11 protein-coding genes are annotated in these 9,975 nt (G+C 74.5%); 8 read left to right on the top strand and 3 right to left on the bottom strand.

The window, feature by feature from the left end:
- From HUW36_RS17340 to HUW36_RS17310, 7 genes are all read left to right on the top strand, one after another.
- Positions 1-600: MFS transporter (locus tag HUW36_RS17340; RefSeq protein WP_174529130.1), on the top strand; the 600-nt coding region annotated here is incomplete at its 5' end.
- Positions 597-1,565 (top strand): sulfotransferase family protein, encoded by a 969-nt coding sequence (locus HUW36_RS17335; RefSeq protein WP_174529129.1) that lies wholly within the window; start codon positions 597-599, stop codon positions 1,563-1,565. The genes HUW36_RS17340 and HUW36_RS17335, both read left to right, overlap by 4 nt.
- Before the next feature lie 5 nt (positions 1,566-1,570).
- Positions 1,571-2,401: an SDR family NAD(P)-dependent oxidoreductase gene (locus tag HUW36_RS17330; protein ID WP_174529128.1), complete on the top strand. Its 831-nt coding sequence runs from the start codon at positions 1,571-1,573 to the stop codon at positions 2,399-2,401.
- A 30-nt stretch (positions 2,402-2,431) separates the two neighbouring features.
- Positions 2,432-3,271, top strand: coding sequence for a class I SAM-dependent methyltransferase (locus tag HUW36_RS17325; RefSeq protein ID WP_174529127.1), 840 nt, complete (start codon positions 2,432-2,434; stop codon positions 3,269-3,271).
- Between the two features lie 14 nt (positions 3,272-3,285).
- The gene (locus tag HUW36_RS17320; RefSeq protein WP_174529126.1) at positions 3,286-4,164 is read left to right on the top strand and encodes a family 3 encapsulin nanocompartment shell protein; all 879 of its coding nucleotides are present in this window, start codon (positions 3,286-3,288) and stop codon (positions 4,162-4,164) included.
- Positions 4,165-4,177: 13 nt separating this feature from the next.
- Positions 4,178-5,458, top strand: coding sequence for an NAD(P)/FAD-dependent oxidoreductase (locus HUW36_RS17315; RefSeq protein ID WP_174529125.1), 1,281 nt, complete (start codon positions 4,178-4,180; stop codon positions 5,456-5,458).
- Positions 5,455-6,207, top strand: coding sequence for an aspartate/glutamate racemase family protein (locus HUW36_RS17310; protein WP_174529124.1), 753 nt, complete (start codon positions 5,455-5,457; stop codon positions 6,205-6,207). The genes HUW36_RS17315 and HUW36_RS17310 overlap by 4 nt, the downstream gene beginning before the upstream one ends.
- On the opposite strand, the gene HUW36_RS17305 is transcribed toward HUW36_RS17310, so the two are convergent.
- Complete coding sequence (locus tag HUW36_RS17305) at positions 6,138-7,019, bottom strand: alpha/beta fold hydrolase (RefSeq protein WP_174529123.1); 882 nt, start codon at positions 7,017-7,019, stop codon at positions 6,138-6,140. The genes HUW36_RS17310 and HUW36_RS17305 overlap by 70 nt on opposite strands.
- Positions 7,020-7,218: 199 nt before the next feature.
- Between HUW36_RS17305 and HUW36_RS17300 the strand changes: the two genes are divergently transcribed.
- On the top strand, positions 7,219-7,389 hold the full coding sequence (locus HUW36_RS17300) for a hypothetical protein (protein ID WP_174529122.1): 171 nt from the start codon (positions 7,219-7,221) through the stop codon (positions 7,387-7,389).
- Positions 7,390-7,530: 141 nt separating this feature from the next.
- On the opposite strand, the gene HUW36_RS17295 is transcribed toward HUW36_RS17300, so the two are convergent.
- Both HUW36_RS17295 and HUW36_RS17290 read right to left on the bottom strand, forming a co-directional pair.
- Positions 7,531-7,797, bottom strand: coding sequence for a YegP family protein (locus HUW36_RS17295; RefSeq protein ID WP_174529121.1), 267 nt, complete (start codon positions 7,795-7,797; stop codon positions 7,531-7,533).
- Between the two features lie 18 nt (positions 7,798-7,815).
- A complete protein-coding gene (locus tag HUW36_RS17290) occupies positions 7,816-9,600 on the bottom strand; it encodes an N-acetylglutaminylglutamine amidotransferase (RefSeq protein ID WP_174529120.1) in 1,785 nt (594 codons plus the stop codon).
- Between the last annotated feature and the right edge of the window lie 375 nt (positions 9,601-9,975).

Genomic DNA, 9,975 nt, shown 5'->3' with positions numbered 1-9,975 from the left:
GCTCCCGCGGCCCGCGGCGGTGGGCTGCTGCTGCGCCCCGCGCTGCTGCCCGGCGTGGCGCTCACCTTCGGCGCCGCCGGGTACGCCGGCCTCGCCGCCTTCGTCGTGCTGCACCTGGACGCCCGGGGCATCGGCCACGGCGTGGTGGTGCTGAGCTGCTTCAGCGCCGTCTACGCCGGCACCCGGCTGGTCATCGGTCACCTGCCCGACCGGCTCGGCCCGCGCCGGGTGGCCACCTGGTGCGGTGTGGGCGAGGCGGTCGGCCTGCTGGTCATCGCGGTCGCGCCCAACCTTCCGGTCGCGGTGGCCGGCAGCGTGGTGATGGGCGTCGGGTTCTCACTGCTGCACCCGTCGCTGGCACTGATGGTGATGAACCGGACCGACCCGGCGCGACAGGGCGCGGCGATCGGCGCGTACACCTCGTTCTGGGACCTGGGCCTGGCGGTGTGGGGGCCGGCGACCGGCCTGGTCGCCGCCGGGTTCGGCTACCCGGCGGTCTTCGTCGCCGGCGCGGCCGGCGCGGCGGTGGCCGCCGCGATGGCGCTGCGCGTCGGCCGGCCGGTCGCCGCCACGACCCCGATGGAGGTACGGCCGGCATGAGCGCGCCCGTGACCGTCCTCAGCATCACCGGCTGGTGCCGCAACGGCAGCACCGTCATCGGCAACGTCCTCGGCGAGGTGCCCGGCGTGGTGCACGTCGGCGAGCTGCACTTCCTGTGGAAGAACTCGACCGGGCGCGGGGTCAACGACAGGTGCGGCTGCGGCGTCCCGCTGACCGGCTGCCCGCTCTGGTCGGCGGTGCTGCCGGTGGGCCGCCCGGCCGGCGTGTCCGCGAACGCGCACGCCGTCGAGGTGATCCGGCGGCAGCGCGCCCAACTGCGGACCCGGCACACCTGGCGCGTGCTGCGCCGGGGCGCGCACGACGCGGACACCCGCGCGCACGCCGCGCTGCTCGGCGCGGTCTACCGGGAGGTGGCCGCCCGCACCGGCGCCCGGCTGGTCGTCGACAGCACCAAGATCCCCGGTGAGTCGGCGCTGCTACCGCACGTACCGGGCGTCGAGCCGTACTGGTTGCACCTGGTGCGCGATCCGCGGGCGGTGGCGCACTCCTGGCGGGAGCCGAAGGACTACGTCTACGCCATGTCGGCGACACGCAGCACCGCCTACTGGCACGGGTTCAACCTGGCCTCGGCGGCGATCAACCGCCGGCACCCGCGCCGGTCGACGTTCCTGCGGTACGAGGACTTCACCGCCGACCCGGCCGGCGTCGTCGACGCGTTGCTGCGGCTGGTCGGCGCGGACCCGGCCGGCAACCCGGTCCGGGGGCGGACCGTCGAGCTGCGCGGCAACCACACGGTGACCGGCAACCCTGACCGGTTCCGCACCGGCCCGACTCTCATCCGGGACCGGGACGACGGCTGGCGGCGGACGCTGACCGGCCGGCAGCGGGCGGCCGTGGCGGTACTGGCCTGGCCGCTGTCCACCCGCTACGGCTACCGGTCCGGCGGGCCGGCCGTGACCCGACCCGGCACGGCGACCGCCCGCGCCGGCGAGACGGAGAGGTGACCGACGTGGAACTGGGACTGAAGGGCCGGGTGGCGCTGGTCGCCGGCGGCACGAGCGGCATCGGCCTGGCCTGCGCGAAGGAGTTCGCCGCCGAGGGCGCGCACGTGGCGGTCTGCGGTCGTGATCCGCGCCGGCTCGCCGCGGCCGAACGGGAGCTGGCCGGGGTAGCCGCCGGGCGGGTCAGCGCCACAGGTGTCGACCTCACCGACACCGACGCCGCCGCCCGCTGGGTCGACCGGGTCGCCGCCGACCTCGGCGGGGCGCACGTGCTGCTGGTCAGCGGTGGCAGCCCGCCGGTCGGCACCGCCGCCGGGTTCGGCACGGACGACTACCGGGCGGCCGTCGACCGGGTGCTGCTGCCCGCCGTGGCGGTGTCGATGGCGGCGCTGCCGCACATGCGCGCCGCCGGGTGGGGCCGGCTGCTGCTGGTGGCGTCCGAGACCGCGTGCGTGCCGATCGGCCCGCTGGTGCTGTCCGGGGTGACCCGGGCCGCGCTGGTCCGCTTCGCCCAGGGTCTCGCGGTCGACGTGGGACGCGACGGGATCACCGTCAACGTGCTCGCGCCCGGTGGCGTGCGTACCCCGCCGATGGAACGCGCGGCGGCGCGGTTGGCCGGCGCGGACGGCGACGTGGAGGCCCGGCTCGCCGCGATGGGTCACCACAGCGCGCTCGGCCGGCTGGCCCGCCCGGCGGAGGTGGCCGCGATGGCCGCGTTCCTGGCCAGCGAACGGGCCTCCTACGTAACCGCCGGGGTGCACCTGATCGATGGTGGCGCGGCCGCCACCGGCCCCGACCTGCCCCACCTGACCGGCGTCCGCCGGGACACCTACGCCTGACCCGTCCGTCCGTCGCACGAGGGAGTGCCGATGTCCACGACCAGCCAATTCACCGAGCGGGACGTCTCCGAGTTCTTCGATCGGACGACGCAGACGTACCTCAGCTTCTGGGACAGCGAGGGTGTGCTGCACACCGGCTACTTCGCCGGCGAGGACGACACCGACTACCAGGCGGCGGCGGACCGGACCTCCGACATCCTCGCCGACGACGCCGGCACCGACGCCTCGGCGCACGTGCTCGACGTCGGCTGCGGCTGCGGCAACTTCCTGCTGCGCCTGGCCGCGCGCACCGGCTGCCGGGGCGAGGGGCTGGATCTCAGCATCGAACGGATCCGGTTCGCGGAGAGCCGCCGCGCCGAGCGGGGCGGCGGGCTGGACGTGTCGTTCCGGCACGGTTCGGCGACCGCTCTGCCGTACGCCGACGGCACGTTCACCCACGTGGTGAGCCAGGACGCGTTGTTCCTGGTACCGGAGAAGCCGCGTAGCCACGCCGAGATGTTCCGGGTGCTCGCGCCCGGCGGGGTGCTGGCGTTCTCCGACTTCCTCCAGCCGACCGAGCGGATCGGCCCGGCCGCCCGCCGGCACGTCTACGACCGGGTGCGCTGGAACGGCGGCTACTCGCTGGACGGGTACCGCCGGGCGCTGACCGAGGCCGGGTTCGTGGACGTGATCGCCCGCAGCCTCGACGCGCACATCCGGCAGACGTACCGGGTGTTGGGCCGCACCGCCCGGCAGCGGGCGGAGGGCACGGCGGACGAGGCGGCGCGGACCTGGATCCTCGCGTTCGCCGACTCGTGCGACGAGATCCAGGCGGCGATCGACCGGGGCGAGTTCGGCTGGGGCATGTTCGTCGCCCGCAGGCCGGCCTGAGGAGGGGGCGTCACATGCCGCAGCGCACCGACACCGTCAAGCGGACCATCGCCGAGGTGGTCGCCGAGCGGAGGACCCAGATGTCGCCGGGCGGGAGGTTCGTCGAGGCGTTCGCCAAGGACGGCTTCGACACCCGCGTCGACTACGACGTCACGATCACCGACTCGCTGACCAGTTCCCGGCGCAAACCCCGCTACCCGTCGCGGAACATGCTCAAGGTGGTCGACCTGTCCCGCGACCCGCAGGAGTTCTACTGGCACGAGAGCCCACCCCGTCCCGGCGACCCGACGGTCGACGGCGCGGACCTGCGGCGGGAGGCCGCCAACCACTTCCACCGCTCCCCCGTCCCGCCGCTGCTCACCACCACCGCCTGGGTGCAGGTGCCGGACACGCTGTGGGAGGACCCGGTCAGCTTCGCCCAGTTCATCGACTACCGCCTGGTGGTGCGGCTGGCCACCGCCGAGAACCACACCATCCTGCGCGGCGAGGGCGGCCTGCTGGCCATGCCGGACCTGGGCCGGCTCACCGACCCCGGCCCGTTCGCCTCCACCATCCTCGCCGCGTGCAACGAGGTCGAGCAGATGGGCAGCACCGCCGACGGGCTGATCATCAATCCGGCCGACTACTACCGGCTGCTGGGCAGCGGCACGCTGATGCGCGACGTGGAGGACAACGGCGTCTTCGTGGTGCGCACCCGGCTGGTCGACCCGGGCACCGCGATCGTCGGCGACTTCGGCCACGGCGCGTTGCTGTTCGACGCGGGCCGGTCCACCATCGGCTTCGCCGAGCCGCCGCCGGGCACGTTCGCCGGGCCCGGGGTGGCGCTGCGCGCCGAGATCTGGGAACGGGTCGTGGTCAACCTGCCCACCTGCTTCTTCGTCGTCACGCTCTGACGGCGGACCGACGATGACCCCGCCTGCCCGGTCCGACCCCGACGTCCTGGTCATCGGCGCGGGCGTCGTCGGACTGTGCTGCGCCTGGTTCCTGCACCGCGCCGGTCGTACCGTCACCGTGGTGGATCGGGGCGAGGTCGGCGACCCGGCGGCCTGCTCGGCGGGGAACACCGGCTTCGTCGGCACCCAGGGAGCGGCCCCGCTGGCCGAGCCCGGGGTGCCGGCCACGGGCGTGCGCTGGTTGTTCAGCCCGGAGAGCCCGTTCTCGGTGCGGCCCCGGCTCGACGGCGCGCTGCTGGCCTGGCTGTGGCACTTCCGCCGGCACTGCACCGAACGCCACGCCCGCGCCGGCTTCGAGACGCTGCTCGCGCTCAAGCAGCGCAGCCTCGCGCTGCTGCGGGAGATGTGCGCCGAGGACGAGCTGGCCGGGATGCTCACCGAACGCGGCATGATCCTGGCCTGCCACACCGAGCAGGGGTACGCCAAGGCGCGCCGCACGATCCCGGCGGCGACCGCGCGGGGAGTACCGCTGCGGGACCTGGACCGGACGGAGCTGGCCCGGCTGGAGCCCGGCGTCGACTTCGCGGTGGCCGGCGCGCTGCTCAACGAGGAGGGGGCGGCGCTGCGCATTCCGGCGTTCCTGGTCGGACTCGGCCGGGCGCTGCGGGCGCGGGGCGTGGACGTCGTGACCGGCGCCGAGGTGCGCGGCTTCGAGGTGGCCGGACGGCGGGTACGGGCGGTGCGGACCGCGCGGGGCGACCTGCGTCCGGCCGAGGTGGTGGTCGCCGCCGGCGTGTGGTCGGCGTCGTGCGCCGGGATGCTCGACGTCGGGCTGACGCTGCAACCGGCCAAGGGCTACACGGTCACCGTCCCGGCCGGACCGGGCACGCCGACGCGGCCGGTGCTGCTCAGCGAGGGCAAGGTCGCGGTGATGCCGCTCGGCGACCGGGTCCGCGTCGGCGGCACGCTGGAGCTGTCCGGGATGGACGCGTCGGTGTCGCCGCGCCGGGTGGACGGCATCCTGCACACCGCCCGCCGCTACCTGCCGGGGCTGGACACCGGCCGACGGCTGGACGTGTGGAGCGGGCTGCGCCCGTGCACCCCGGACAGCCTGCCACTGATCGGCCGGGTCGGCGGGTACGACAACGTCAGCGTCGCCACCGGGCACGGGCACATCGGGATGGGGTTGGCGCCGGCCGGCGGAGAACTGCTCGCCCAACTCGTCACCGGCGTCGAACCGGGTCTGCCGCTGGAGACGTTCGCCCTGGACCGCTTCCGGAAGGGGACCTCGTGAGCGACCGGCCCGAGATCGGCGTGCTCTGTCTGCAGACCAGCTTCGACAAGATCCCCGGGCACATCCGCAACCCGGCCACGTTCGACTTCCCGGTGCGCTACCGGGTGGTCGAGGGCGCCACCCCGCAGCGGCTGGTCCGGGAGGCCGACCCGACGCTGCTGGAGCCGTTCGTCACCGCCGCCCGCGACCTGGCGGACGCCGGGGTCGCCGGCATCACCGGTGCGTGCGGGTTCCTCGTGCTGTTCCAGGCCGAACTGGCCGCCGCGGTGGACGTGCCGCTGTGGTCGTCCAGCCTGGTGCAGCTGCCGATGGTGCACCGGATGGTCGGGCGCACCGTCGGCCTGCTCGTCGCCGACGAGCAGGCGCTGACCCCGCGCCACCTGGCGGCGGTCGGCGCGCAGGACGTGCCGGTCGCGGTCACCGGGATGGCGGGACAACCCGAGTTCCGCGAGGTGATGTTGGAGGGACGCCGGGACACCCTCGACGTGGACCGGCTCGCCGCCGAGGTGGACGAGCGGGTGGACGCGCTCGCCGGGGCGCACCGGGATCTGGGCGCGCTTGTCGTCGAGTGCACCGACCTGGTGCCGTTCGCCCACCGGATCCAGGCGCGGCTGGGCCTGCCCGTGTTCGACATCGTCACGCTCACCACGATGGCCTACGCGACGTTGACCCGCCGGCCCTACCCGGCGGCGGGCGGGGCCAGGACCTCGCGGAGCCGGGCGGCGAACTCCTCCGGCTTGCCGCCGTAACCGAACCGGCCGTCGAGGAAGCCGCCGTGGTGGCTCGGGAACACCGTCGCCTCCTGCCCGAGCAGCGCGGCGGTGCCCGCCGCGGTGCGCGCCGTGTAGGTGCCGGCCGACTCCTCCCCGACCGCGACCACGATGCGGGTCGACGCCGCGGTGAGCCGACCCGCGTCGGGCCGGTAGTCGGTGACCGCCCAGGAGTGCTGCGACAGCAGCGGATCGTCGCGGGTGCCGTCGTCCTCCGTCGACAGGCCGAACGCGGCCGGGTCGGGCGAGGGCTGCGCGAAGTAGGCGTCGGTGAACTCGCCCTGCCAGGACGTCATCGCGATGAAGTCGGCCATGCCGGCTCCGGTGCCCCCGGCCCGGTACGCCTCGTAGAAGCGGGCGCGGGCCCGCTCGGCCCCCGCCGCGTCGGGGAGCACCGCGTTGATCGGCGGCTCGTGCGCCACCAGCGTGACCACGTCCTCGGGGTGGGTGGCGACGAGTTCGAGGGCGGTCACCGCGCCGCCGCTGCTGGCGAAGATCTCGACCGGCCGGGCGCCGAGGGCCTCGACCAGCAGGTGCAGGTCGGCGGCCTGCTGCTGCGGGGTGTGGTCGGACCGGCCGTCCGTGCGCACGCTGCGACCCAGGCCACGCGGGTCGTAGGTGACCACGGTGCGGTCGGAGAAGTGCTGCGCGAGCGCGTCGAAGCCCTCCGCCGTCATCGGCTGGCCGATCATGAGCAGCACCGGCCGGCCGCCGGCCGGCGGCAGCGGCCCGCGCACGTCGTAGACCAGGTCGGCGCCGGGCACGGCGAGCGTATGGGTCTCTGTCGTCATGGCGGTGACCCTACGACCCCGGTCGGACATCCGGGACCGCACCGCGCCGGGCGGGTGGTCGGCTGGCCGGGGCCGCAACGGCGGGTCGGCGGTACCGGCCGGGGCGGCGCAAACACCCGCCCGACCGGTCGGCCGGCGCATAGCGTGTGGGCAGGGAGGCGGCCTGGGCAGGAGGCGGCCGGAGCCGGAGGGGAACGCCGTGACGGAGCCGGAAGAGGAGCAGGAGAAGACCCGCAAGACCGACCAGGTGCTGTTCTCGCCCGACGGCGACCCGCACCACACGCTGGCAGAGGCACCCCAGCCGGACGAGCACCTCGACGTCACCGCCACGGTCGACGACCGGACCGAGGTCGTCGACGACGAGCAGTGACGGTCGGGAGCGCCACTGCCGGCGGGCCCGGGCGGTGGCGCGGAGGTTCGCCTTCCCGATCGCGCGGACCAGGTCGTCGCGGTCGAGCCTCTTCGGCTCGCCAGGCGCGCCCGGCCGACGGCGAACCGCCAGGCGTCGTGCTCAGACCGGTGGGATGCCGGAGCGGCCGATCGCGGACATGTCGCCGCCACCGATCTCGGTGGTGTCGCCGGGCGGGCGCGGCGGGCCGGTCGCCTCGGTCCGGTCCTCGATGCAGGCGTCGCCCCCGCCGTGCATCAGCTCTCCGACGGCGGCCAGCGCCGACCCCTTGTCCGGAGACGGCCGGCCGGTGGCGAGCACCTGGCCGTCGTCGCCCAGCACGGTGAACCCGACCGTGCCGTCGGGCTCGCTCTCGATGACGAACTTCACCGCGCCTCCCGCCTCGGGTCAACTCACGCCCTGGGACTGCAGCCACAGCTCCAGCAGGCCCAGTTGCCACAGCTTGTTGCTGCCGGCGGCGGCCTGCGCCCGGTCCGGCTCGGCCAACAGCTCGTCGACGTACGCGCGGCGGAACAGGCCCCGTCGGCGGGCCTCGGGCGCGCGCAGCGCCTCGACCACCAGCTCTCGCACGGGACCGTCGACGTTGCGCAGCGCCGGCACCGGGAAGTAGCCCTTGGGCCGGTCGATCACCTCGGGCGGCAGCACCTCGCGGGCCACCTCCTTGAGCACGCCCTTGCCGCCCTGGGCCAGCTTGTGCTCGGGTGGACAGGCCGCGGCCAGCGTCACCAGGTCCTGGTCGAGGAACGGGGTTCGCACCTCCAGGCCCCACGCCATGCTCATGCTGTCGACCCGCTTCACCGGGTCGTCCGGGAGCATCAGGTGGGTGTCCAGGCGCAGCACCGCGTCCACCGCGGTCTGCGCGCCGGGCGCGGCCAGCTCCGCGGCGACCAGCTCGCCGCTGGCGTCCCGGTCGCAGGCGTACGCCGGGTCGACCACCCGGTTCAGCTCGGCGTGGTCCCGGTCGAAGAACGCGGCGGTGAACTCGGCGGCCGCGTCCGCCCGGGCCGCCTCGGCGAGCCGGTGGTGGTAGCCGTATCCGGCGAAGACCTCGTCCGCGCCCTGCCCGGACTGCGCCACCTTCACGTGCCGGGCGACCTGCTCGGAAAGCAGGTGGAACGCCACCACGTCGTGGCTGCCCATCGGTTCGGTCATGGCCGTCACGGTGGCCCGCACCGCCGGCCCGAGGTCGCCGTCGGCGAGCCGGATGCGGTGGTGGTCGGTGTCGAACGTGCGGGCGACCAGGTCGGAGTAGTGGAACTCGTCCCCGGCCTCGTCACCCCGGCTGTCGAAGCCGATGCTGAACGTCTGGAGGTGGTGCTGCCCGGCCCCGTCGAGCAGGGCGACGATCATGCTGGAGTCGAGGCCGCCGGAGAGCAGCACCCCGACCGGCACGTCGGCGACCAGCCGCCGGCGTACGGCGGTGCGCAGCGCGTCCCCGACGGCGGCCCGCCAGTCGTCGGCGTCCATGCCGTCGTGGGCCGGGTCGCGCCGGTACTCGGGCCGCCAGTAGACGTGTTCGCGGCTGCGCCCGTCGGACTCCACCACCCGGACGGTGGCGGGGGGCAGCTTCCGCACCCCGCGCAGGATCGTGCGCGGCGCCGGCACGATCGAGTGCCAGGACAGGTAGTGGTGCAGCGCGACCCGGTCGATGCCGGTGTCCACGTCGCCGGCGGCGAGCAGCGCCGGCAGGGTGGAGGCGAAACGCAACCGGCCGGGTGACTCGGCGAGGTAGAGCGGCTTGATGCCCAGCCGGTCCCGGGCCAGCACGAGCCGGCGCCGTCGCCGGTCGACGAGCGCGACCGCGAACATGCCGACCAGGTGGTCGACGAACCGCTCACCCCACTGGGCGTACGCGACCAGGACGACCTCGGTGTCGCTCGTCGATCCGAAGGTGTGCCCGGCGGCCCGCAGCTCCTCGCGCAACTCGGGGTAGTTGTAGACGCAGCCGTTGAAGACCAGGGCGAGGCCGAGGTCCTCCCGGACCATCGGTTGGCCGCCGGCGTCGGACAGGTCGATGACGGTCAGCCGACGGTGCCCGAGGGTGACCCAGCCGTCGCTGAAGAGTCCCTCGCCGTCCGGGCCGCGTGACCGCATGGCCTCGGTCATCCGGGTCACCGCGGCCGCGTCCGGGGTGGCGCCGTCGAAGCGGGCCTCGCCGCTGATCCCGCACATCTCAGCGGCCGCCGGTCAGTCGCGGAGCATCCACCACGCACACCTCCCGCCGCGCCGTCCCCCGAGCGGTTCGCCGGGTCCGCCGTCTACCCGGCCTGTGACGGAGGAAACCCGGGATGGGCGGTTGGCGAGCCGGAACGGGCGAGCCGTCGTACGGTGGCGGTACGGGCCATGTCCCCGGGCGGTCCGGCCACGGGACGTGGCCATGATCAACAACGCCTGCCAGGAGGACGTGTGTTCGCCAATTCCGAGGAACTCCTGCGTTACCTCAGCGATGAGGACGTGAAGTTCGTCGACGTACGTTTCTGTGACCTGCCCGGCGTGATGCAGCACTTCAACCTGCCGGTCGAGTCCTTCGACGACAGCGTCTTCACC

Origin of the sequence: Micromonospora maritima, assembly GCF_902825405.1 — a bacterium.
GTDB classification, from domain to species: Bacteria; Actinomycetota; Actinomycetes; order Mycobacteriales; family Micromonosporaceae; genus Micromonospora; species Micromonospora maritima.
The sequence above is the reverse complement of the archived record's forward strand: the minus strand, read 5'-3'. Positions and strand labels throughout refer to the sequence as shown.

Coding starts and splice junctions, on each gene's coding strand:
- HUW36_RS17335 (WP_174529129.1), top strand. CDS start 597: ATGAGCGCGCCCGTGACCGTCCTCAGCATCACCGGCTGGTGCCGCAAC.
- HUW36_RS17325 (WP_174529127.1), top strand. CDS start 2,432: ATGTCCACGACCAGCCAATTCACCGAGCGGGACGTCTCCGAGTTCTTC.
- HUW36_RS17320 (WP_174529126.1), top strand. CDS start 3,286: ATGCCGCAGCGCACCGACACCGTCAAGCGGACCATCGCCGAGGTGGTC.
- HUW36_RS17315 (WP_174529125.1), top strand. CDS start 4,178: ATGACCCCGCCTGCCCGGTCCGACCCCGACGTCCTGGTCATCGGCGCG.
- HUW36_RS17305 (WP_174529123.1), bottom strand. CDS start 7,019: ATGACGACAGAGACCCATACGCTCGCCGTGCCCGGCGCCGACCTGGTC.
- HUW36_RS17290 (WP_174529120.1), bottom strand. CDS start 9,600: ATGTGCGGGATCAGCGGCGAGGCCCGCTTCGACGGCGCCACCCCGGAC.